Here is a 21,566-nt window from a genome sequence, read left to right as displayed (position 1 = left end):
GCCGATCCGTCCCCAGACCCGAACACCCACGCGGAACAAGAGGAGCTCCACCCGACATGGCCGTCACCGTAGAGATGCCCGCCCTGGGCGAGAGTGTCACCGAGGGCACCGTCACCCGCTGGCTCAAGTCCGAGGGCGACACCGTCGAGGTCGACGAGCCGTTGCTCGAGGTCTCGACCGACAAGGTCGACACCGAGATCCCGTCCCCCGCGGCCGGGGTGCTGAAGCGGATCATCGCCGGCGAGGACGAGACCGTCGAGGTCGGCGGTGAGCTCGCCGTGATCGGCGACGCCGACGAGTCCGACGGCGGCGGCTCCGGCGGCTCCGGTGGTGCCGAGCCCGCCGCCGAGGAGGCGGCCGAGCCCGAGCCCGAGCCGGAGCCGGAGCCCGCGCAGGAGGAGGCGGCTGCGCCGTCGTCCGACGAGTCCGGTTCCGGTGCGTCCGGCGGCGGCTCCGGGACGCCGGTCACCATGCCCGAGCTCGGCGAGTCGGTCACCGAGGGCACCGTCACCCGCTGGCTCAAGCAGGTCGGCGACAGCGTCGACGTGGACGAGCCGCTGCTGGAGGTCTCGACCGACAAGGTCGACACCGAGATCCCGTCGCCGGTGGCCGGCACCGTCCTCGAGCACACCGTCGGCGAGGACGAGACCGTCGAGGTCGGCGCGCAGCTCGCGCTGGTCGGCGACGGCTCGGCCGCACCGGCGAAGGAGGAGGCCCCCGCTCCGAAGAAGGAGGAGCCGGCCCCGGAGAAGAAGCCGGAGCCGAAGCAGGAGGCCCCGAAGCAGGAGGCCCCGAAGGCCGAGCAGCCGAAGGCCGAGCAGCCCAAGGCGGAGGCCCCGAAGCAGCAGCAGGCGCAGCCCACGGGGTCCACCGACACCCAGGGTTCCGCGCCGTCGTCGTCCAACGGGTCCGGCGACAAGCCGTACGTGACGCCGCTGGTCCGCAAGCTGGCCCAGGAGCACGGCGTCGACCTGGGCACGGTGACCGGCTCCGGGGTCGGCGGCCGGATCCGCAAGCAGGACGTGCTGGCGGCGGCCGAGCAGAAGTCCGCCCCGGCCCCGGAGGCCCCGGCGGCCCCCGCCGCGTCCGGCGGTGCGCCGAAGCAGCCGCAGACCGTCCCGACCCGCCCGCAGGACGGCCCGCAGCCGGGCACCACGGTCAAGCTGCCGCGGCTGCGCCAGGTGATCGCCCAGCGGATGAACGAGTCGCTGGCGGTGTCCGCCCAGCTGACCACCGTCCAGGAGGTCGACCTCACCCGCATCGTCAAGCTGCGGAACAAGGTCAAGGAGGACTTCAAGCGCCGCGAGGGCGCCAACCTCACCTTCCTGGCCTTCATCGCGAAGGCGACGATCGAGGCGCTCAAGGCGTTCCCGTCGGTCAACGCCTCGATCTCCGAGGACAACAAGCAGGTCACGTACCACGGCTCGGTGCACATGGGCATCGCCGTGGACACCCCGCGCGGCCTGCTCGTCCCGGTGATCAAGGACGCCGACGACCTGTCGCTGGCCGGGATCGCCAAGAAGATCGCCGACGTGGCCGCCCGGACCCGGGACGCCAAGATCGGCCCGGACGAGCTGTCCGGCGGCACGTTCACGATCACGAACATCGGCTCCGCCGGGGCGCTGTTCGACACCCCGATCCTGAACCAGCCGCAGGTCGGCATCCTCGGCACCGGCGCGATCGTCAAGGAGCCGAAGGTCATCACCGGCCCCGAGGGCGACGACGTGATCGCCGTCCGCTCGGTCTGCTACCTGCCGCTCACCTACGACCACCGCCTGGTCGACGGTGCCGACGCCGGACGCTTCCTGTCCGCGATCCGGGCCCGCCTGGAGGAGGGTGCCTTCGAGGCCGAGCTCGGCCTGTAGGCCCGGCGCCACCCGCCCGACGGTCGCGGCCCGTCCCGGTTCACCCGGGGCGGGCCGCACCCGTACCACCACCGGGTGAACGGGTGATCACCGTCGCCACCCGCCGGGTCGCGCCCGGGCCCGGAACCGGGAAGGATCGCCGCCGTGCGAGTCGTCGTAGCCGGTTCGTCCGGTCTGATCGGAACCGCCCTGGTCGCCCACCTGCGGGGGGCGGGCCACGAGGTGCTGCGCCTGGTGCGGCGCTCCCCCGCCGCGCCGGACGAACGGGGCTGGGACCCACCGGCCGGCACGATCGAGGACGGCACGCTGGACGGCGTCGACGCCGTCGTCAACCTCAACGGGGCCGGGCTGGCCGACCGGCCGTGGAGCGGGGCGCGCAAACAGCTGATCCGCGACTCCCGCAACGTGCCCACCGACGTGCTCGCGACCGCGGTCGCCCGGCACGGCGTCCCGGCGTTCGTCAGCGGCTCCGCGGTCGGCTACTACGGCGACACCGGCGATCACGTCACCGACGAGTCGGCGCCGTCGGGCAGCGGTTTCCTGGCCGACGTCTGCCGGGACTGGGAGGCGGCCGCCGCGCCCGCCGCCGACGCCGGCGCGCGGGTCGTGCTGATCCGGACCGGGCTGGTGCTGTCGCCGTCCGGCGGGCTGCTGGCGATGCTGCGCCCGCTGTTCCGGGGCTTCCTGGGCGGCCGGATCGGCAAGGGCACCCAGTACATGCCGTGGGTGTCGCTGGACGACCAGGTGTCCGCGCTGCGCTTCGCCGTGGAGACCGGATCGCTGTCCGGGCCGGCCAACATCACCGGCCCGGTGCCGGTCACCAACGCCGAGTTCACCCGGGAGCTGGGCGAGGCCGTCGGGCGGCCCACCCCGTTCTCGGTGCCCGCCCCGGTGGTCTCCACCGTGCTGGGCGAGCTCGGCCGGGAGACCCTGCTCAGCGGGCAGCGGGCGGTGCCGAAGGCGCTGCTCGACGCCGGGTTCCGGTTCCGGCACCACACGGTCGGCGACGCGCTGTCCGCCGCGGTCGGTACGTGAGCACGCCGGACGTCCTGGTCGTCGGCGCCGGCCTCGCCGGGCTGCGGGCGGCCGCCGTCCTGCACCGGCACGGTCTGTCGGTGCAGCTGCTGGAGGCGTCCGACCGGGTCGGCGGCCGGATGGCGACCGACGTCGTCGACGGGTTCCGCTGCGACCGCGGGTTCCAGGTGCTCAACTCGTCGTACCCGGCGCTGCGCGCCGCGCTGGCCCCGCACGGCCTGGACTCGCTCGCCGCCCGCGCCTTCGAGCCCGGCGCCGCCGTCCGGGCCGGCGACGGCGAGCTGCACCGGTTCGTCAATCCGCTGCGCCGCCCGGCGTCCGCCCCCGCGACCGCCGCCGACGACCTGTTCGGCCCGCTGGACAAGGCGAAGCTGGTGGCCTGGACGGCGCGGGTGCTGGCCTCTCCCCCGGCGCGCACCGCCACGATGATCGACCGGTCGGCCGCCGACGACCTGGACGCCGCCGGGATCGGCGGTGCGGTCACCGACCGGTTCCTGCGCCCGTTCCTGTCCGGGGTGCTGGCCGATCCGGCGCTGGAGACGTCCGCGGCGTTCGTCCGGCTGGTGTGGCGCAGCTTCGCGCTCGGCACGGTCGTGGTGCCCGACGACGGGATGGAGGCGCTGCCCCGGCGGCTGGCCGCCGCGCTGCCCCCCGGCGCGGTCACGCTGCACACCCGGGTGCACGCCGTGCACGGCGGGGACGCACCGTCGGTGGACACCGACGCGGGGACGCTGCGCGCCCGGGCGGTGCTGGTCGCGGCCGACCCGCGGACCGCGGCGGCGCTGCTGCCCGGCGTCGCCGAACCCCGGATGAACGCGCTGACCACGTTCTTCCACGTGCCCCCGCAGGCGCCGTCGGCGGCGCCGCTGCTGCACCTGGACGGCACCGGCGGACCGGTGGTCAACAGCGTCGTCCTGACGGCCGCCGCACCCGGCTACTCGGCCGACGGGCGGCCGCTGGTGGCGTCGTCGATCGTCGGCACCCCGGCCGGCACCGGGCTCGACGAGCCCGCCGTGCGACGTGAGCTGGCCCGCATCTGGGCCGTGCCGACCGACGACTGGGCGCACCTGCACACCGCGCAGGTCGACGGGGCGCTGCCGCTGCTGGAGCCCGCCCGGCCGGTGCGCCGCGACGTCGACCTGGGCCGGAACCTGTTCGTCGCGGGCGACCACCGGGACACCCCGTCCACCCAGGGCGCGCTGGTGAGCGGGCGCCGGGCGGCGCAGGCGGTGCTGGCGCGGCTCGGGGCGGCCCGGGTGCGGGGGTAATCTCGGCGGCATGCCCGATCCGCATCAGAGCTGCCGTGCCGGAACCGACCCCGTCCGGGTGGACCGGCTGGGCCGCGTCGAGTACCAGGCCGCCTGGGACACCCAGCGGGCGCACGCCGCGGCGCGCAAGGAGGGCACCGGCCCGGACGTGCTGATGCTGCTCGAGCACCCGGCGGTGTACACGGCCGGGCGCCGGACCCGGCCGGAGGACCGGCCGCAGGACGGCACCCCGGTGATCGACGTCGACCGCGGCGGCCGGATCACCTGGCACGGGCCGGGGCAGCTGGTCGGCTACCCGATCATGGCGCTGAAGGAGCCGATGGACGTCGTCGACTACGTCCGGCGGCTGGAGGAGGCGCTGATCCGGGTCTGCCACGATCTCGGGCTGCCGGCGGCCGGGCGGGTCGAGGGCCGGTCCGGGGTGTGGCTGCCCGCCGCCGGGATGCGCCCGGAGCGCAAGGTCGCCGCGATCGGGGTGCGCATCTCCGGCGGGGTGACCCAGCACGGGTTCGCCATCAACTGCGACGCCGACCTGGGCGACTTCGGCCGGATCGTGCCCTGCGGGATCGCCGACGCCGGCGTCACCACGCTGAGCACCGAGCTCGGCCGGGAGATCACCGTCGACGACGTCACCGGGGCCGTGACCACCGCCGTGCTGGACGCGATCGACGGCCGGCTCCCGGTCGCCGAGCACCCGGTCGCCCGGATGGTGGACCTGATGAGCGGGCTCGGCTGATCGACCGCTTCTCCGTAGTTCCGTAGAATGATCGGGTGACCGCAGACCGCCTGGCCGATCTGGAACGCCGCGTCGAGCAGCTCGAACAGCGGCTCGCCGCGGCCCCGGCCGCCGTCGCGCCCGCCCCCACGGGGACCGGGACGGTGCGCTACTCCGGCGAGGTCGCGCTGCACGGCGAGGTCCGCTGGAGCATCGAGTACGACGCCGGCGCCGCGCTCGCCCTGGACGACGAGCCGCGCACCGCGGTGCTGGCCGCGCTCGGGCATCCGGTCCGGGTCCGGATCGTCCGCGGCCTGCTGCACGGCCCGCGCGGCACGGCCGAACTGACCGAGGTCGCCGAGCTGGCCTCGACCGGCCAGCTCTACCACCACCTCAGGGCCCTCACCCACGCCGGACTCGTCGAGCAGGACGGCCGCGGCAGCTACCGGATCGCACCGCGCGCCGTGGTGCCGGTGCTGGTGCTGCTGACCGCCGCCGCGGACCTCGGCGGGCAGCTCGGATCCTGAGCTGCATCTCGGCGAGCACCGAGGACCGCCGTCAGTCCAGCTGTCCGATCACCGACCCGGCGAACTGCTCCAGGTGCTCCAGATCGGCCAGGTCGAGGATCTGCAGGTAGAACCGGGTCGCGCCGGTCCGCTCGGACCAGCGGCCGAGCTGGTCGACGATCTCGCCGGGGGTGCCGGCGAGGCAGTTCGCGCGGACCTCGTCGACGTCCCGGCCGACCGCGGCGGCGCGCCGGGCCAGCTCGGCGTCGTCGCGACCGAGGCACAGCATCTGCGCGACCGAGTAGGTGAGGTCCGCCGGATCGCGGCCGATCGCGCGGCAGGCGTCGTGCACCCGCCCGAACTGGGTGGCGACCACGTCGGGCTGCTGGAACGGCACGTTGAACTCGGCGGCGAAGCGGGCGGCCAGCGTGGGCGTCCGGCGCTTGCCCACCCCGCCCACGACGACCGGCGGGGCGTCCTGCACCGGCCGCGGCAGCGCCGGCGAACCGGTGATCGTGTAGTGCGTGCCGCGGTGGTCGAACCGGCCGCCGGGCGGCGTCGCCCACAGCCCGGTGAGGATCTCCAGCTGCTCGGTGAGCAGCTCGAACCGCTGCCCGACCGGCGGGAACGGGATGCCGAGCGCAGCGTGCTCGGCCTCGAACCAGCCGGCGCCGAGGCCGACCTCGATCCGGCCGCCGGACATCTCGTCGGCCTGTGCCACGGCGACCGCGAGCGGACCGGGCAGCCGGAAGGTCGCGCTGGTGACCAGCGTGCCGAGCCGGATCCGGGTGGTCTCGCGGCCGAGCGCGGCCAGGGTCACCCAGGCATCGGTCGGGCCGGGCAGTCCGGCCCCGGCACCGCCGTCGCCCATCGCCAGGAAGTGGTCGGAGCGGAAGAAGGCGTCGTAGCCTGCGTCCTGGGTCGTGCGGGCGACCCGCAGCAGATCGGAGTAGGTCGCGCCCTGCTGGGGTTCGGTGAAGATCCGGAAGTCCACGGTGCCGCACGGTAGCCGCGGCCGGGCCGGCCCGCGCCCGCTACCGTCGCCGCCGTGTACCCGCTCCCCGATCTCACCGGCCGCACGGTCCTCGTCACCGGCACGACGTCGGGGCTCGGCCCGGCGCTGTCCGCCGCGCTGGCCGGGGCCGGGGCCCGGGTCCTGATGGCGGCCCGGGACACCACCCGCGGCCAGCTCGCGGCGGAGCGGGCCGGCGGCGAGCTCGTCCTGCTGGACCTCGCCGACCTGGCCTCGGTCCGCTCCGCCGCGGTCGAGATCCGCGAGCGCACCGGCGACCGGCTGGACGTGCTGGTCAACAACGCGGGCGTCGCGATGGGGCCGCGCGCCGAGACCGCGGACGGCTTCGAGCTGCAGATCGGCACGAACCACCTCGGCCCGGCCGCGCTGACCTGGCTGCTCATGCCGGCGTTGCGCGCGGCGGGCGACCCGGAGCAGCCGTCCCGGGTGGTGCTGACGTCGAGCCTCGGGCACCGGACCGGCCGGCTCGACGTCGACGACCTGCACTGGCGCGCCCGCCGGTACTCCCCGAACGCCGCCTACGGGGCGTCGAAGCTGGCGAACCTGCTGTTCGCCGCGGAGCTGGACCGCAGGCTGCGGCTGGCCGGCGATCCGGTGCTGTCGGTGTCCGCGCACCCGGGGATGACCGAGTCGTCGCTGATGCAGAACTCGTTCCGGCGGGGCGGCCGCAGCACCCGCTGGGACCGCGCGTTCGGGATCCTGGACCGCATGATCACCCAGCCGGTCTCCGACGGCATCGGGCCGCAGCTGGCCGCCGCGGCCGGGCCGGTGCACGGCGGCGACCACCTCGGCCCGTCCGGCCCCGGCGAGCTGCACGGGCCACCCGGTCCGGCCCGCCGTTCCGCTGCGGCACAGGACCCGGTGCTCGCCGGCCGGCTGTGGGACGTCACCGCGGCCGCGACCGGCATCACACCGGACCCCGGGCGTACGGTGTGGGCGTGACCGTCGCACCCGAAGGCCGCAAGCTGCTCCGCCTCGAGGTCCGCAACTCGGAGACCCCGATCGAGCGGAAGCCCTCCTGGATCCGTACCCGCGCGAGGACCGGCCCGCAGTACACCGAGCTGAAGGGCCTGGTCCGGTCGGGCGGCCTGCACACGGTGTGCGAGGAGGCCGGCTGCCCCAACATCTACGAGTGCTGGGAGGACCGGGAGGCCACGTTCCTGATCGGCGGCGAGCAGTGCACCCGGCGGTGCGACTTCTGCCAGATCGACACCGGCCGGCCCGCCGATCTCGACCGTGACGAGCCGCGCCGGGTCGCCGAGTCGGTGCAGCAGATGGGTCTGCGCTACTCCACCGTCACCGGCGTCGCGCGCGACGACCTCGACGACGGCGGCTCCTGGCTCTACGCCGAGACCGTCCGGCTGATCCACGAGATGAACCCGGGCACCGGCGTCGAGCTGCTGATCCCGGACTTCAACTCGCGCGACGAGCAGCTCGGCCCGGTGTTCGACGCGCGCCCCGAGGTGCTGGCGCACAACCTGGAGACGGTCCCGCGGATCTTCAAGCGGATCCGCCCGGCGTTCCGCTACGAGCGCTCCCTCGAGGTGATCACCAAGGCCCGGGAGAAGGGCCTGGTCACCAAGTCCAACCTGATCCTGGGCATGGGCGAGACGCCGGACGAGGTGACCGCCGCGCTGCGCGACCTGCACGCGGCCGGCTGCGAGATCATCACGATCACCCAGTACCTGCGGCCGACCAAGCGGCACCACCCGGTGGAGCGCTGGGTGAAGCCGGAGGAGTTCGTCGAGCACTCGAAGGCGGCCGAGGAGATCGGCTTCGCCGGGGTCATGGCCGGCCCGCTGGTGCGCTCGTCGTACCGGGCCGGGCGGCTCTACGCGCAGACGGTCGCGCACCGCGGCGAGGAGCTGCACCCGGACCTCGCGCACCTCGCCGACTCCGGTCCGGCCGCCCAGGAGGCGAGCTCGCTGCTCGCCCGCAGCTGACCACCTCGGCGCACCGTTGATCGCGGCGGGGACGTAGTCTGGGCACATGCCCGGCAAGCCCCGCAAGCCCACGCCCGAAGAGAAGAAGGCGCGCAAGGCCGCGAAGAAGGCCGCGTCGAAGCAGCGCCGCCAGCAGATCTGGCAGGCGTTCCAGATGCAGCGCAAGGAGGACAAGAAGCTCCTCCCGATCATGATCGGCGTCTTCGTCGGTGCGATCGCGCTGCTCACCCTCATCGGCTGGTTCTTCGGGATGACCTGGTTCTTCGTCCCGTTCGGCGTGATGATCGGCGCCCTCGGGGCGTTCAGCGTGTTCGGCAGGCGGGTGCAGCGCTCGATCTACACCAAGGCCGACGGGCAGCCGGGCGCCGCGGGCTGGGCGCTGGACAACATGCGCGGGCAGTGGCGGATCACGCAGGGCATCGCGGGCACCACGCACCTCGACGCGGTGCACCGGGTCGTCGGGCGGCCCGGGATCATCTTCGTCGCCGAGGGCGCGCCGCACCGGGTGAAGAGCCTCATCGCGCAGGAGAAGAAGCGCACCGCGCGGGTCGCCGGCAGCATCCCGATCTACGACGTCCTGGTCGGCAACGACGAGGGCCAGGTTCCGCTCAAGAAGCTGCAGCGGCACCTCATGAAGCTGCCGCGCAACATCTCCGCCGCGGAGATGGACTCGCTGGAGAACAAGCTCAACGCGCTCGGCACCCGGACCGCGGCCATGCCGAAGGGCCCGCTGCCGCAGGGCGCGAAGATGCGCAGCATCCAGCGCACCGTCCGCCGCCGCTGAGCCCCGGCGGGATCAGCCGCGCAGCACCCGCACCACGATCGTCGTGCTGGCGCGGTCGTGCCATCCGCGGCCGTCCTGGTCGCGGATGAACGGCGGGAGCATCAGCGCGATCAGGGCGGTGCGCAGCAACGCCCGCGGGATGCCCACGTAGTTCGCCATGTCGGTGCGGGCGACCCGCATGCCGAGCGCGATGTGTCCCGGGCTCATGCCGAACACCGACACCATCAGCGCGGTGATCACGAACCAGGCGCCGAGCACGCCCCAGCTGAAGTCCGGGGTGCCGATCGCGTCGGTGCCGGCGACGAACAGCACCAGCAGGTACGCCAGCGCCCAGTCGATGCACACCCCGCCGATCCGCCTGCCGAGCCCCGCCACCGAGTAGTGCCCGGTCTCGGGCAGGCCGAAGCGCTGTCCGGGGTACCCGCCCGGCTGCACACCGGGGCCGTCGGAGGAACCGGGAAGCCAGGACTCGATCCAGCGGGCCATGCCTTCTAGCCTAGGCGTCGCAGCGGGACCGCCGCCGTCGGCCATGACCGGACATGTGGGACGAATGTGATCGTTATCCCGGTCCGGTCAGTTAACGTCGGCGAAACAGGTGAGTGATGGGTGGGCAACACGGCACTCCTACCGTCGCCCACGATCTCCACCAGCGATCGAAGGAGCCCGAGAGAGTGTTCAGCAACGCCGAAGAGGTACTCAAGTACATCTCGGACGAGAAGGTCGAGTACGTCGACATCAGGTTCTGCGACCTGCCCGGCGTCATGCAGCACCTCACCGTCCCCGCCAAGACGGCCGGCGACCTCCTGGAGAACGGCGCCGCGTTCGACGGTTCCTCCGTCCGCGGCTTCCAGGCGATCAACGAGTCCGACATGGCGCTGTTCCCGGACCCGGCGACCGCCCGCGTCGACCCGTTCCGCAAGCACAAGACGCTGAACGTCAACTTCTTCGTGCACGACCCGGTCACCGGTGAGCCCTACTCCCGTGACCCGCGGAACATCGCGCGCAAGGCGGAGGAGTACCTGGCGGCCTCCGGCATCGCCGACACCGCGTTCATGGCGCCGGAGGCGGAGTTCTACGTCTTCGACTCCATCCGGTTCGGCACCGACCCGCACCAGGCGTACCACCACATCGACTCCTCCGAGGGCTGGTGGAACACCGGCCGCGAGGAGGTCGGCGGCAACCTCGGCTACAAGGTCAACTACAAGGGCGGCTACTTCCCCGTCCCGCCGGTCGACCACTACGCCGACCTGCGTGCCGACATCGTCAGCACCATGCAGGACTCGGGCTTCGAGGTGGAGCGCGAGCACCACGAGGTCGGCACCGCCGGGCAGGCGGAGATCAACTACAAGTTCAACACCCTGCTCCACGCGGCCGACGACATCATGCTCTTCAAGTACCTCGTGAAGAACGTGGCGTGGCAGAACGGCAAGACCGCCACCTTCATGCCGAAGCCGCTGTTCGGCGACAACGGCTCGGGCATGCACGTGCACCAGTCGCTCTGGAAGGACGGCCAGCCGCTCTTCCACGACGAGTCCGGCTACGGCGGCCTGTCCGACACCGCGCGGTACTACATCGGCGGCCTGCTGCACCACGCGCCGTCGCTGCTGGCGTTCACCAACCCGACGGTGAACTCCTACCACCGCCTGGTCCCGGGCTTCGAGGCGCCGGTCAACCTGGTCTACTCGGCCCGGAACCGCTCGGCCTGCATCCGGATCCCGCTCTCCGGTGACAGCCCGAAGGCCAAGCGCATCGAGTTCCGCTGCCCCGACTCGTCGGGCAACCCGTACCTGGCGTTCTCGGCCATGCTGATGGCCGGCCTGGACGGCATCAAGAACAAGATCGAGCCGGCCGCGCCGATCGACAAGGACCTCTACGAGCTGCCGCCCGAGGAGGCCAAGGACATCGCGCAGGTCCCGTCCTCGCTCTCCGCGGTCATCGACAAGCTGGAGGAGGACCACGACTACCTGCTCGAGGGTGGCGTGTTCACCCCCGACCTGATCGAGACCTGGATCGCCTACAAGCGGGAGAACGAGATCGACCCGCTGCGGCTCCGCCCGCACCCGTACGAGTTCGCGCTCTACTACGACGTCTGATCCAGGCGTTCCGCCGATCTCGCGGTCGGCGTGAGAACGGCGGTCGACCCGGCACGGCGCCTTCCCGGCGCCGGATCGGTGTCGACCGCCGTTCTTCGTGTTCGTGCGCCACGCACGGGGAGCGGTCCGGCCGTCGGCCGGGCCCCGCTCTCGTCAGAGACGCTCGACGCGGTCGGCCTGCGGACCCCGGTCGCTCTGCCGCACCGCGTACCGGACCCGGTCGCCCTTCTCCAGCGTCTCCGATCCCGCGACCACGGACACGTGGACGAACAGATCGTCGCCGCCCGCGTCCGGGGTGATGAAACCGAAGCCGCGGTCGCCGTCGTAGCGCGCCACGACGCCCTCGCCGCCCCGGGCCGGCACGTCCCGCGACGCCGGCGCCGCGGCCGGTGCCGGTCGCCGCGGCGGCGGCGCGGGCTCGGCGCCCCGGACCAGGTGCACGTCGCGGGCCTGCGGGCCCTTCTCCGACACGGCCACGTCGTACGCGACGCGGTCGCCCTCCGCGAGCCACGTCAGCCCCTCGGCCAGGGCCCGGGCGTGGACGAAGACGTCCTCGTCGCCGGAGTCGGGGTGGATGAAGCCGAAGCCCTTGTCCTCGTCGTACCAGGCCACCGTGCCGTCGGCGCTGTCGGCGCCGTCCGCGCCGACTGCGCCGTCTGCGCCGCCTGCCGAGGGGAGGCCGGCCCCCGGTCCCAGCGGGATCACGTGCCCGGCCTGCGGGCCGCGCTCGCCGTCGACGACCAGGAAGGCCACCCGCTGCCCCTCGACGAGCACACCGCCGGTCACGATGGCGGAGCTGTGCACGAACATGTCGGCGCCGCCGCCGTCGGGCGCCGCGAAGCCGTAGCCCTTGCCCGGCTCGTACCAGCTGACGGTGCCGAGCAGCCCCACGACGCCACCGGCGGCCGCGTCGGCGGTGACGCGAACACGCAGCGCCTGCGGCCCGCGGTCGTTCTCACCGACCTCGAACTCGACGGCCTGGCCCTCGCGCAGCACGTTCGCGCCGTCCCCGACGATCTCGGAGGCGTGCACGAACACATCCGGCGAGTCGTCCTCGGGCGCGAGGAAGCCGAAACCCCGTTCGGCGTCGAACCAGCGGACGGTCCCCTGCGGCATCAAAGGCTCCAGATCGAGTGGGCGGGTACTGGCCCCAGTCTCCCCGACCGACCTCGCGGCCGGTCGGGCCGGGCCCTCGTCGTACCCGGGTGACGGTCCCCGCGGCACGCCGCACCGCCGCCTCAGACCGGGGCACCGCCGTAGCGCTCCACCACGCACCGCCCGGCCAGCGCCGGCAGCCCGGCCAGGACGGCACCCAGGGCGTCCATCCGGTGCCGCTCCCCCGCCAGCCAGGCCCGCCCCCGCCCGGTCCCCGGCACGGCCGCCCGCACCGCCGCCAGGACGGGGCCCGGATCGGCGGCCGCGTGCACGAACACCGTGCCGAGATCCGCCGCGGTCGGCATCAGCTGCTCCTCCGCCGCGTCCGGCACGACCGCGACGGCGATCGCGCGGTCGCCCGCGCGCAGCGCGGCCACCCGGGCGGCGAGCGCGGGCTGGGCCGGATGGTCGGCGACCAGCAACGTCCAGTCCACCGGGCCGGCGGGCAGGTCCGGCACGTCGTGCGGCCCGTCGACGACGACCGCGGCGCCGCGGCGGACCCCGGCGGCCCACCGGCCGAGCGGTCCCCCGTCGTGCGCGACGACGTCGACGTCGATCTCACCGCTGGCCGCGTGCGGGTGCACGGTGACCGGGCGGGCCGCGGGCATCGGCCCGGCCCGCAGCATCAGGTACGCGCCGGGCCGGGCCCCGGCGAACCGCCCCGCGCGGTCGTCCAGGGTGATCCGGACCGTCCGCGGGGTGAGCTGCTCGACCCGCAGGACGGTCGTCGCCGACGGGCCGCCGGGCGCCGCGGCCGCGGTGGGCACCGCGGCCGGCGCCCCGGCGCGGAGCAGCTCCAGCCAGCCGGCCAGGGTGGGCCGTTCGGCCAGGCCCAGCAGATCGACGTCGAACCCCGCGCTCTGCCAGCGCTCGACGAGCAGCATCAGCCGGACCGAGTCGATGCCCAGGTCCAGCAGGTCCTCGTCCGGGCCGACGCCGTCGAGCCCGCCGGGGACGACCGCGGTGAGCTCGGTGTGCAGCCAGCCCGGCCCGGGTGGGGCGGTCACCGGCCCTCCGCGGGCACCGGGGTGAGCGCCGCCGACAGCTCCGCCAGCGAGGTCACCACGCCGCACCGGCGGGCCACCCAGTCGATCGCGGTGTCGTGGTCGGCCCGGGAGAAGTCGGCGACCCCGTCGCCGACCAGGAACGGCTGGACGTCGAGCATGAACGCCTCGATCGCGGTGGCCAGGCAGCCGATCGAGGCGTACACGCCGGTGATCAGCAGCTGGTCCCGCCCGAGCCGGGTGAGCTCCTCGCGCAGCGGGGTGCGCTGGAACGCGCTGTAGCGCCACTTGACCAGCTGCAGGTCGCCCGGTTCCGGCGCCACCTCGTCGGCGATCGCCTCCAGCTCGGGTGCGGTGTCGACCACCCCGCCGATGCCGGCACCCCACATGTCGGTGAGCAACCCGCGTTCCTGCGCGGTCTGCCGGCCCGGCTGCGCGGTGTAGATGACCGGCACGCCCGCGGCGCGGCACTCCCGCAGCAGCCCGGCCAGCCCGCCGAGCAGGCCGGGCAGCGGCCGGTCGCCGGGCGCGAACGGGCGCAGGAAGTAGCGCTGCATGTCGTGCACCAGCAGGGCGGCCCGCCTGGGGTCGGGTCGCCAGCCGACCCGGCCCGGCGGGAAGTCCGCCGGGTCGGGCGGGTCGTAGGGGTCGATGCGCCCGAGGGAACGTCCGGTGGTCATGCGTCCAGCCCTTCTCCGGTGGTGCTCACGGCTCCGCGTCCAGCCCGACGGCGTCGAGGAACGTCCGGAACTTCGCCCGCGTCTCGGCGAGCTCCGCGGCCGGCTCGGAGCCGGCGACGATGCCGCCGCCCGCGTAGAGCCGCAGTGCCGCGCCCCGGACCTCGGCGCAGCGCAGGACGATCGCCCACTCGCCGTCGCCGCGCCCGTCGGTCCAGCCGACGACACCGGTGTAGTAGCGGCGGTCGTATCCCTCGGCCGCCGCGATCAGGTCCCTGGCCGCCCCGAGCGGCACCCCGCCGACGGCCGGTGTGGGGTGCAGCGCCTGGGCGACGTCGAGCGATCCGGTCCCCGGGTCCCGCACGGTGCCGGTGACCCGGGTCGAGAGGTGCCACATCGACGGGGTCCGCACCAGCACCGGCTCGGGCGGCACCACGAGATCGGTGCAGAGCGGGGCCAGCCGGGCGGCGAGATCGTCGACGACGGCCCGGTGCTCGCGGCGGTCCTTCTCCGACGCGACCAGAGCGGCGGCCCGCGCCCGGTCGGTGACCGGGTCCGGGTGCCGCGCGGCCGAGCCGGCCAGCGGGTTGGACACCACGGCCGTCCCGCGCCGGGACACCAGCAGCTCCGGGCTCGCGCCGACCAGCATCCGGGTGCCGGGCTCGCCGGGATCGGAGACGTCGGCGGCGAACACGTGGCCGCAGGCGTTGCGGTCGGCCAGCCTGCGCAGCAGCGCCCCGATCGGGACCGGCCCGTCACCGGTCAGGTCGAGCGCCCGGGACAGCACCACCTTCTCCAGCCCGCCGGCGCCGATCGCGCGGACGGCCGCGGCGACGCCCGCCAGGTAGTCCGGCACCGGCGGGGTGTGGCCGACCCGCCAGCGCCCGGGCAGCGCGGGCGGGACACCGGGCAGCCACCGCGGCGGACGGCCCCGCTGCACGTGGCGCGGCACCAGCAGCCGCGGCGGGGTCGCCGGATCGAAGCCGAGCGCGCCGACCACGACCGGCTCCGGCACGCCTGCCGCGCGCGCCGTCGCGAGCAGCGACGACGCGGTGTCCGACCAGCGGTCGGCGGGCTCCGCCTCCTCGGGTGCGACGGCGGCGCCGCGGCCCAGCAGGCTCCCGTACGGCGAGGAGAAGAAGTAGTCCCCGTGCCGGTAGCCGGGCAGCGGCGACGGCGCCGGGACGCCGCCGGGCCGCTCCGCGGTGACCTCCGGCGGGGTGAGCCGGCCGGTCACCGCAACGGGTCCCTTCCCCGGCGGGCCGGTGGTCGGCGGCGCACCGGCTCAGACCGCGAGCGCACGGGCCGGCCGGACCCCGGGCGCCGCCCCGGCCCGCAGGCCGAGCACGGCGTCGAGGATCTCCCCGCTGCGGACGGCGACGTTGGACAGCAGCGTCGAGGCCAGGCCGTGGGTGTGCTCGGTCGCGCCCTGGACGAACACCGGGACGTCGGTGCCGCGCAGCGGCAGCCGGTAGTCCCGCCCGACCGGGATCCGCCCGCGCTCGTCGCGCAGCACGGTCAGGCCCCCGGTGAGGAAGCGGGCCGGGTCGCCGGAGCGGTAGCCGGTGGCGAACACGACCGCGTCCGCCCGCAGGTCGGAGCGCAGGCCGTCGACCGCCGACCGGACGGTGACGTCCGCGCCGTGCCCGGTCGCCGCGAGATCGACGATCTCGCTCATCCGGTGGAAGTGCAGGCGTTCCCGCCCGGCGACCCGCTCGGCGTAGTGCTTCTCGTACAGCTCGCCGATCAGGTCCGGATCGACCACCGAGTAGTTGGTGTTGCGGTGCCGCTCGGTGATCCGCTGCCGGAGCTCGGGGGCGCTGCGGTGGAAGTCGTCGACCGCGTCCGGATCGAAGACCCGGTTGGCGAACGGGCTGTCGTCGGCCGGGCTGTAGCCCCACCGCCCGAACACCGCGTGCACCTCGGCGCGCGGGAAGCTGCGGTGCAGGTACTCGACCGACTCGGCCGCGCTCTGGCCGGCGCCGACGACCACGAACCGGCGCGCCCGGTCCCCCAGCCCGGCGACCAGCCGCTCGACGTTCGGCACCAGGTCCCGGTTGTGCCAGACGCGGTCGCCCGCGGTGACCCCCTCGGGCAGGTGCGGAACCAGGCCGGTCGCGATCACCACGGCGCGGGCCCGGTACCGGACGACCGCCCCGCCCCGGCGGGCCTCGACCTCCAGCACCGGTCCGGCCGGCCGGACGGCGGTGACCTCGGTCCCGTAGTCCACGACGTCGTCCAGCCGGGCGGCCGCCCAGCCGAGGTAGTCGTGGTACTCCAGCCGGGTCGGGAAGAACGTCTGCCGGTTCAGGAAGTCGATCAGCCGGCCCCGCTCGGCGAGGTAGCTGAGGAACCCGAAGGTGCTGCTCGGGTTCCGGACGGTGGCCAGGTCCTTCACGAAGTTGACCTGCATCCGGGCGCCCGGGATCAGCATCCCGCCGTGCCAGCCGAACCGGGCCTGGCGTTCGAGGAAGCGGACCGACAGCGGCTCGGCGTGCTCGGTGGCGGCGACGGCCAGTGCGAGGTTGCCCGGCCCGAAGCCGATCCCGACGACGTCGAGGACCGGCCCGGTGCCGCCGATCTCACCCACCGGCGTGCTCGCGCGCGTCGCGCTCCATCCGCTCGACCAGACTGCGTGGCCGCATATCGGTCCAGACCTGCTCGATGTGGTCGAGCACCTCCTGCCGGCGGCCCGGGCCGAACGCCACGGTCCAGCCGGAGGGGACCTCGGCGAACGTCGGCCAGAGCGAGTACTGGCCCTCGTCGTTCACGAGGGCGTGGAACTCGCCGTCCTCGTCGTCAAACGGGTTCGTCGACATGGGTTGCAACTCCAGAGAGCGAGGCGCTGTGACGCCGGGGTTAACGTAGGGAACCCTAAGCTGTGATGTGGTCAGGTTTAGTTAGGCCGATCCGGTGATAGGTGGGTCACGGCGACGGAGCGGCTAACTTCAGGGTTCGGAAGACCTACACAGCGACACCCGGCGGAGACAGGCGGAGGCGCCCGGCCCCGGACACACGTCGGCGCCGCCCGGCAGAGCCGGACGGCGCCGAGGTGGGTGCGCGGCCTAGCGGCCGACGGCCTTACGGCCGGTGACCCGGTTGTAGATGATCAGGACGATGATCGCCCCGATGATCGAGCCGATCCAGCTCGACGGCGAGAACTCGCTGAAGCCGGTGAAGATGCTGGCCAGCGCACCACCGACGAACGAGCCCACGATGCCGAGAATGATCGTGCGCACGATGCCGATGTCGTCCTTGCCCGGCACCACCGCGCGGGCGATGAAGCCCGCGACGAGGCCCAGCACGATCCAGCCCAGAATGGTCCACAGCATGGTTTTCCCCTTTCGTCCGGTTCGTCCCCTCGACGGACCGTCGCGACCTTGGTGAGTCGATCTGACACCGAGTGACCAGTGGAACGCCGATCGAAACGTTGCCGAGAGTAAACCTCCTGCGTGGTCCCGGCATGCAGGAAACGCCCCTGCACACCCGATCCGGGGTCCCCGGATCGATATGAGGGTCGTCCCGGATGCGCCGGGCGGGGAGGATGGGGCCATGACCGGCCCGGACACCGCGAACGACCCCGTCCCCGCGCTGCGGCTGGACCGCGCCCGCCGGGCCGACGGGAGCTTCGATCCCGCGTTCACCGCCACCCTGCGGGACGCGCTGCACCGGATCGGGTTCCTGCGGCTGCACGGGTTCGGCGCCGCACCCGGTCAGGTCGCGGAGCTGATGGCGGCGGCGGCCGCGTTCTTCGACCTGCCCGCCGGGCAGCGCCTCGCGCTGGACAACCGGGAGTCACCGCACTTCCGCGGCTACACCCGACTGGGCCACGAGATCACCGCGGGCCGGCCGGACGCCCGCGAGCAGATCGACTTCGGCCCGGAGCTGCCGGCCCGGCCCCGCGCCGAGTGGGACGAGCCGTACCGGCTGCTGGAGGGCCCGAACCGCTGGCCGGACGACACCGTCCCGCAGCTGCGGGTCCGGGCGCACGCCTGGGCCGATCTGATGGCGCGGGTCGCCGGCGAGCTGACCCGCGCCCTCGCCGCCGGGCTCGGCCTGCCCGAGGACCACTTCGATCCGCTGTTCACCGGCGAGCCGCACTGGTTCGGCAAGGTCATCCGCTACGTCGGACCGCCGGCGGGCGAGCCGCTCGCGCCGGACGCGCAGGGCGTCGGCCCGCACGCCGACTGGGGGTTCCTCACCCTGCTGCTGCAGGATCCGGCCGGCCCGGTCGCCGGGCTGCAGGCGCGCCCGCCGGGATCGGGCTGGGTGGACGTGCCGCCGCACGGGGACTCGCTGGTCGTCAACGTCGGCGAGATGCTGGAGGTCGCGACCGACGGCTACCTGGTCGCCACCCCGCACCGGGTGCTGGCCTGCGGGCCCGGTGCCACCCGGCAGTCGGTCGGGTTCTTCTGGTCGCCCCGGCTGGACGCCCGGCTCGATCCGGTGCCGCTGCCGCCCGGACTGGCGGAGCAGGCACCGGGTGTGCACGAGACCGCGCAGAACGCGCTGCTGCCCCGGTTCGGGGACAACGCGCTCAAGGGATGGTTGCGTTCACATCCCGAGGTCGCGATCCGTCACCACCCGGATCTCGTCCGGGCCGCGCGCGGTACGGTGAGCGCAGAATCGGTCCAGTGATCCGCTCGCGGACCGCGTGCGCGGAGACGTTGACAGGGGGCCGGACCGGCTGGTTGACTCGCAGGTACCGTGTTCCACGTCACACCGTGTGACGGCTGTAACCGCCTGACCACGAAGTGTGACGGACCGCCGGTGTACGTCCCGGCCACCACCACGCGATGACCCGCACGCGCTGCTCCGCCCGCGCGTGCCCACGCACGTGCACGATCCTTCCTCGGCGGCAGGATCGTGTCCCCTCCGCGCCCCCGGGCTGACCTCGTCGCCCGGGGGTGCGGCTCGTCCGGGACCGGCCGCGACGCGCGCGTGCTACTCGGCGCCGGTGACCGCGACCAGCCCGGCCGCCTCGATCCCGGCCAGCGCCGCCGCCTCGTCGTTGAGCGAGGCGTCGCCGGTCACGCCGACCGCGCCGAGCAGCGCGCCGGCGGCGTCCTTGACGAACACCCCGCCGGGCACCGAGAGGATCTTCCCGCCGGCCAGGTTGGCGACTGAGGTGAAGAACTCCGGCGAGTCGGCCGCGCGGGCCGCGATCGCCCGGTTCGTCATCCCCAGTGCCAGCACGCCGCTGGCCTTGCCGACGGCGAGATCGGGCCGCAGGAAACCGGAGCCGTCCTGGCGGGCCAGCGCGACGATCGCACCACCCGGGTCGAGGACCGCGACCGTCAGCGGGTTGAAGCCCTGCTCGGTGCCGTGCTGCAACGCCGCGGCGGTGATGGTCTGTGCCTGCTCGAGGGTGATCGTCATGTCCAGCACCCTGCCATCACCGGTCCGTGGACGCTCAGCGCGGGGTGAGCGCCAGCAGCGGGATCGTGCGGTCGGTCTTGCGCTCGTAGCCGGCGAACACCTCGTTGTCGTCCTTGATCCGGGTCCAGACGCGGTCCCGGTCCGCACCGGTCAGCTCGGTCGTCCGCACCTGGACGGTCTCGGCGCCGCCCGCACCGTCGGACACCTCGACGACGGTGTCCGGGTTCGCCTTCAGGTTGTGGTACCAGGCCGGGTTGTCCGGCGCGCCCGCCTTGGAGGCGACGATCACGTAGCTGTCGCCGTCGGCGAACCAGCGCAACGGGGTGACGCGTTCGGTGCCGCTGCGCGCGCCCACGTGGTGGACCAGGATCATCGGCAGGCCGGTGAAGGGCTCGCCGACCTTCCCGTCGTTCTCCCGGAACTCGCGGATGACGCGGCTGTTGAAGTCCTCTGCCATACCGGTGATCCCATCACGCCGGGGCCCCGCCCGGGGCGAACACCACCCATCCGGCAGCCGCCGTCGCCGCGACCGAGGCGAGCACGAAGAACGCCGCCCAGGCGCCGCCGGACAGCGGGGTCAGCTCGGCGAGCCGGTCGGCGTCGGAGTGCCGCAACCGCCCGCCGCGCCGGCCGCGGCGCAGCTCCAGGCAGGCCTTCACCCCGCCGAACAGCAGGAACCAGCTCAGCGCCGCCGCGAACCCGGTGCGCAGCTCCTCGTCGGCCCGCAGCGCGACCAGCACCAGCAGCGCGCCGGTGGCGACGACGGCGAGCCCGCCGTAGACGTTGCGGATCTGCAGCAGCGTGACGGCCAGCAGTCCCGCCCCGATCCAGAGCATCGCGCCGGCCGCGTCGGCACCCACCAGGACGGCGCCGCCGAGCCCGAGCAGCGGCGGGAAGACGTACCCGGCGAGGAACATCGCGACCACCCCGGGGCCGCGGCCCGCACCGGTCGAGTAGGTGACGCCGGAGGAGTCCGCGTGCAGCCGGATGCCGGTCAGCCCGCGCCCGACCAGCACCGCGACCAGCGCGTGGCCGCCCTCGTGCGCGATCGTCACCGCGGTCCGGGTGAGCCGCCAGGTCGGCCGCCACGCCACCACCACCAGTGCGAGCACCGCCGCCAGCAGCGACGCGGGCCGGGCGGCGACCAGCTCGTAGCCTCGGGTGATCAGCTCCAGGGGGGCCACCCGACCAGTGAACCAGTGGCCGCGGACCGGTCAGACGGCGGCCAGCACCTCCTCGGCGAGGCGCAGCGCAGCGGCCCCGCCGGCCGCCGCGCCCGGCAGGTACATCAGGTCGACGAAGGCGTGCGTCACCGCCGTCTCGTCGCGGACCCGGCGCAGCGTCGCCACCGCGTCGGCGACGGTCGATCCCGGTGGCAGGTTGACCCGGAGGACCGCGCCGACCGCGTCCGCGTCGCGCCCGGCGTCGGCGGCCGCGGCGCGCAGCTCCGCCCACGGCGCCGAGACCGCCGCGGTCAGGTCCTGCACCCCCGGCGTCACCACCGGAAGGAACCCGTCCGCGCGCAGCGCGATCCGCCGGCGCGCCCGCGGCGCCCACCCGGCCAGGTACACCGGGATGCCGTGCGGCTTGACCTGCACGTGCGACGGCGCGATGGTGCCGGTCGGCCCGTCGTGGGTCACCGGGTCGTCGTTCCACCAGGCGTCGAGCACGTCGAGCGCCTCGTCGAGGCGGTCACCGCGCTGCGCCATCGGGACGCCGACGGCGGCGTACTCCTCCGGTGACCAGCCGGTGCCCAGGCCGAGCAGCAACCGCCCGGCGGAGATCCGGTCCACGCTCAGCGCGTGCCGGGCGAGCAGCGCGGGCGGGTACCAGGGCGCGTTCAGCGTGCTGGTGCCCAGCTGCACCCGGGTGGTGACGGCGGCGGCCGCGGTCAGCAGCGCGAGCGGATCGAGCGAGGCCCGGAACTGCTCCGGCACGGTGTCCGTGCCGCCGTAGCCGACCGACGGCTCGACCGCGGCCAGCAGCCGGTCCCCCGCCCACAGGCTGGCCGCGCCGAGCTCCTCGGCACCCGCGGCGAACCGCATCGTCTCCTCCGCCCGGGCGGCGGCCGCACCGAACTGCGGCAGACCGAATCCGATTCGCACTTGA

The 21,566-nt window shown here is 74.3% G+C and carries 23 protein-coding genes; 10 read left to right on the top strand and 13 right to left on the bottom strand.

Annotated features, from left to right (window positions below; all coding sequences use genetic code 11):
* Positions 1-56: 56 nt before the first annotated feature.
* The 5 genes from sucB (at position 57) to ABD160_RS29585 (ending at position 5,410) form a co-directional block, all read left to right on the top strand.
* The gene (sucB, locus tag ABD160_RS29605) at positions 57-1,865 is read left to right on the top strand and encodes a 2-oxoglutarate dehydrogenase, E2 component, dihydrolipoamide succinyltransferase (protein ID WP_344028776.1); all 1,809 of its coding nucleotides are present in this window, start codon (positions 57-59) and stop codon (positions 1,863-1,865) included.
* Positions 1,866-2,009: 144 nt separating this feature from the next.
* Positions 2,010-2,900: a TIGR01777 family oxidoreductase gene (locus ABD160_RS29600; RefSeq protein ID WP_344028773.1), complete on the top strand. Its 891-nt coding sequence runs from the start codon at positions 2,010-2,012 to the stop codon at positions 2,898-2,900.
* On the top strand, positions 2,897-4,168 hold the full coding sequence (locus ABD160_RS29595) for an NAD(P)/FAD-dependent oxidoreductase (protein WP_344028769.1): 1,272 nt from the start codon (positions 2,897-2,899) through the stop codon (positions 4,166-4,168). Before ABD160_RS29600 ends, ABD160_RS29595 begins: the two co-directional genes overlap by 4 nt.
* A 10-nt stretch (positions 4,169-4,178) precedes the next feature.
* Positions 4,179-4,904 carry a lipoyl(octanoyl) transferase LipB gene (gene lipB, locus ABD160_RS29590; RefSeq protein ID WP_344028766.1) on the top strand — a complete coding sequence of 242 codons (726 nt, stop codon included), beginning with the start codon at positions 4,179-4,181 and terminating at the stop codon, positions 4,902-4,904.
* Between the two features lie 35 nt (positions 4,905-4,939).
* The gene (locus ABD160_RS29585; protein WP_344028763.1) at positions 4,940-5,410 is read left to right on the top strand and encodes an ArsR/SmtB family transcription factor; all 471 of its coding nucleotides are present in this window, start codon (positions 4,940-4,942) and stop codon (positions 5,408-5,410) included.
* 31 nt (positions 5,411-5,441) lie between these two features.
* Here ABD160_RS29585 and ABD160_RS29580 read toward each other — a convergent pair whose 3' ends face one another.
* Positions 5,442-6,383, bottom strand: coding sequence for an LLM class F420-dependent oxidoreductase (locus ABD160_RS29580; RefSeq protein ID WP_344028761.1), 942 nt, complete (start codon positions 6,381-6,383; stop codon positions 5,442-5,444).
* Between the two features lie 54 nt (positions 6,384-6,437).
* Here ABD160_RS29580 and ABD160_RS29575 point away from each other — a divergent pair, with 54 nt between their 5' ends.
* Genes ABD160_RS29575 through ABD160_RS29565 form a run of 3 tightly spaced genes read left to right on the top strand, consistent with a single transcriptional unit; the run spans position 6,438 to position 9,149 of the window.
* On the top strand, positions 6,438-7,364 hold the full coding sequence (locus ABD160_RS29575; protein ID WP_344028758.1) for an SDR family NAD(P)-dependent oxidoreductase: 927 nt from the start codon (positions 6,438-6,440) through the stop codon (positions 7,362-7,364).
* The gene (gene lipA, locus ABD160_RS29570) at positions 7,361-8,365 is read left to right on the top strand and encodes a lipoyl synthase (protein WP_344028755.1); all 1,005 of its coding nucleotides are present in this window, start codon (positions 7,361-7,363) and stop codon (positions 8,363-8,365) included. The genes ABD160_RS29575 and lipA overlap by 4 nt, the downstream gene beginning before the upstream one ends.
* A gap of 46 nt (positions 8,366-8,411) precedes the next feature.
* Positions 8,412-9,149 (top strand): DUF4191 domain-containing protein, encoded by a 738-nt coding sequence (locus tag ABD160_RS29565; protein ID WP_344028752.1) that lies wholly within the window; start codon positions 8,412-8,414, stop codon positions 9,147-9,149.
* 12 nt (positions 9,150-9,161) lie between these two features.
* On the opposite strand, the gene ABD160_RS29560 is transcribed toward ABD160_RS29565, so the two are convergent.
* Complete coding sequence (locus ABD160_RS29560; RefSeq protein WP_344028750.1) at positions 9,162-9,635, bottom strand: RDD family protein; 474 nt, start codon at positions 9,633-9,635, stop codon at positions 9,162-9,164.
* A gap of 185 nt (positions 9,636-9,820) precedes the next feature.
* Here ABD160_RS29560 and glnA point away from each other — a divergent pair, with 185 nt between their 5' ends.
* The gene (gene glnA / locus ABD160_RS29555; RefSeq protein WP_344028746.1) at positions 9,821-11,242 is read left to right on the top strand and encodes a type I glutamate--ammonia ligase; all 1,422 of its coding nucleotides are present in this window, start codon (positions 9,821-9,823) and stop codon (positions 11,240-11,242) included.
* A 153-nt stretch (positions 11,243-11,395) separates the two neighbouring features.
* Here the strand turns inward: glnA and ABD160_RS33440 are convergent, their stop codons facing one another.
* The 7 genes from ABD160_RS33440 to ABD160_RS29510 all read right to left on the bottom strand — a co-directional run bounded on the left by ABD160_RS33440 (position 11,396) and on the right by ABD160_RS29510 (position 17,410).
* Positions 11,396-12,358, bottom strand: coding sequence for a cold-shock protein (locus ABD160_RS33440; RefSeq protein WP_425563684.1), 963 nt, complete (start codon positions 12,356-12,358; stop codon positions 11,396-11,398).
* Between the two features lie 122 nt (positions 12,359-12,480).
* Positions 12,481-13,404 (bottom strand): SIP domain-containing protein, encoded by a 924-nt coding sequence (locus tag ABD160_RS29535; protein ID WP_344028743.1) that lies wholly within the window; start codon positions 13,402-13,404, stop codon positions 12,481-12,483.
* Positions 13,401-14,081 (bottom strand): isochorismatase family protein, encoded by a 681-nt coding sequence (locus tag ABD160_RS29530; RefSeq protein ID WP_344028740.1) that lies wholly within the window; start codon positions 14,079-14,081, stop codon positions 13,401-13,403. Before ABD160_RS29530 ends, ABD160_RS29535 begins: the two co-directional genes overlap by 4 nt.
* A 25-nt stretch (positions 14,082-14,106) precedes the next feature.
* A complete protein-coding gene (locus ABD160_RS29525; RefSeq protein WP_344028737.1) occupies positions 14,107-15,315 on the bottom strand; it encodes an isochorismate synthase in 1,209 nt (402 codons plus the stop codon).
* 48 nt (positions 15,316-15,363) lie between these two features.
* Positions 15,364-16,668 carry a lysine N(6)-hydroxylase/L-ornithine N(5)-oxygenase family protein gene (locus ABD160_RS29520; RefSeq protein ID WP_344028735.1) on the bottom strand — a complete coding sequence of 435 codons (1,305 nt, stop codon included), beginning with the start codon at positions 16,666-16,668 and terminating at the stop codon, positions 15,364-15,366.
* On the bottom strand, positions 16,661-16,897 hold the full coding sequence (locus ABD160_RS29515; protein WP_344028733.1) for an MbtH family protein: 237 nt from the start codon (positions 16,895-16,897) through the stop codon (positions 16,661-16,663). The genes ABD160_RS29520 and ABD160_RS29515 overlap by 8 nt, the downstream gene beginning before the upstream one ends.
* A 246-nt stretch (positions 16,898-17,143) precedes the next feature.
* A complete protein-coding gene (locus ABD160_RS29510) occupies positions 17,144-17,410 on the bottom strand; it encodes a GlsB/YeaQ/YmgE family stress response membrane protein (RefSeq protein ID WP_344028730.1) in 267 nt (88 codons plus the stop codon).
* A gap of 220 nt (positions 17,411-17,630) precedes the next feature.
* Here ABD160_RS29510 and ABD160_RS29505 point away from each other — a divergent pair, with 220 nt between their 5' ends.
* Complete coding sequence (locus tag ABD160_RS29505; RefSeq protein WP_344028728.1) at positions 17,631-18,716, top strand: isopenicillin N synthase family dioxygenase; 1,086 nt, start codon at positions 17,631-17,633, stop codon at positions 18,714-18,716.
* Between the two features lie 306 nt (positions 18,717-19,022).
* Here the strand turns inward: ABD160_RS29505 and ABD160_RS29500 are convergent, their stop codons facing one another.
* The 4 genes from ABD160_RS29500 to ABD160_RS29485 are packed head-to-tail and all read right to left on the bottom strand — an operon-like array spanning position 19,023 to position 21,562.
* The gene (locus ABD160_RS29500; RefSeq protein WP_344028725.1) at positions 19,023-19,457 is read right to left on the bottom strand and encodes a GlcG/HbpS family heme-binding protein; all 435 of its coding nucleotides are present in this window, start codon (positions 19,455-19,457) and stop codon (positions 19,023-19,025) included.
* A gap of 34 nt (positions 19,458-19,491) precedes the next feature.
* Entirely contained in the window at positions 19,492-19,914 is a 423-nt protein-coding gene (locus ABD160_RS29495) for a nitroreductase/quinone reductase family protein (RefSeq protein ID WP_344028722.1), read from the bottom strand.
* Between the two features lie 13 nt (positions 19,915-19,927).
* Positions 19,928-20,641, bottom strand: coding sequence for a M50 family metallopeptidase (locus ABD160_RS29490; RefSeq protein WP_344028720.1), 714 nt, complete (start codon positions 20,639-20,641; stop codon positions 19,928-19,930).
* A gap of 30 nt (positions 20,642-20,671) precedes the next feature.
* Complete coding sequence (locus tag ABD160_RS29485) at positions 20,672-21,562, bottom strand: TIGR03619 family F420-dependent LLM class oxidoreductase (protein WP_344028718.1); 891 nt, start codon at positions 21,560-21,562, stop codon at positions 20,672-20,674.
* Positions 21,563-21,566 lie beyond the last annotated feature (4 nt).

Origin of the sequence: Pseudonocardia kongjuensis (assembly GCF_039526905.1) — a bacterium.
In the GTDB taxonomy this organism is placed as follows: Bacteria; Actinomycetota; Actinomycetes; order Mycobacteriales; family Pseudonocardiaceae; genus Pseudonocardia; species Pseudonocardia kongjuensis.
This window is presented reverse-complemented; position numbering and strand designations above follow the sequence as displayed.

Excerpts from the sequence above, each read along its gene's own strand:
- sucB (WP_344028776.1), top strand. The coding sequence starts at position 57 with ATGGCCGTCACCGTAGAGATGCCCGCCCTGGGCGAGAGTGTCACCGAG.
- lipB (WP_344028766.1), top strand. The coding sequence starts at position 4,179 with ATGCCCGATCCGCATCAGAGCTGCCGTGCCGGAACCGACCCCGTCCGG.
- ABD160_RS29565 (WP_344028752.1), top strand. The coding sequence starts at position 8,412 with ATGCCCGGCAAGCCCCGCAAGCCCACGCCCGAAGAGAAGAAGGCGCGC.
- ABD160_RS29560 (WP_344028750.1), bottom strand. The coding sequence starts at position 9,635 with ATGGCCCGCTGGATCGAGTCCTGGCTTCCCGGTTCCTCCGACGGCCCC.
- ABD160_RS33440 (WP_425563684.1), bottom strand. The coding sequence starts at position 12,358 with ATGCCGCAGGGGACCGTCCGCTGGTTCGACGCCGAACGGGGTTTCGGC.
- ABD160_RS29530 (WP_344028740.1), bottom strand. The coding sequence starts at position 14,081 with ATGACCACCGGACGTTCCCTCGGGCGCATCGACCCCTACGACCCGCCC.
- ABD160_RS29515 (WP_344028733.1), bottom strand. The coding sequence starts at position 16,897 with ATGTCGACGAACCCGTTTGACGACGAGGACGGCGAGTTCCACGCCCTC.
- ABD160_RS29510 (WP_344028730.1), bottom strand. The coding sequence starts at position 17,410 with ATGCTGTGGACCATTCTGGGCTGGATCGTGCTGGGCCTCGTCGCGGGC.
- ABD160_RS29505 (WP_344028728.1), top strand. The coding sequence starts at position 17,631 with ATGACCGGCCCGGACACCGCGAACGACCCCGTCCCCGCGCTGCGGCTG.
- ABD160_RS29500 (WP_344028725.1), bottom strand. The coding sequence starts at position 19,457 with ATGACGATCACCCTCGAGCAGGCACAGACCATCACCGCCGCGGCGTTG.
- ABD160_RS29495 (WP_344028722.1), bottom strand. The coding sequence starts at position 19,914 with ATGGCAGAGGACTTCAACAGCCGCGTCATCCGCGAGTTCCGGGAGAAC.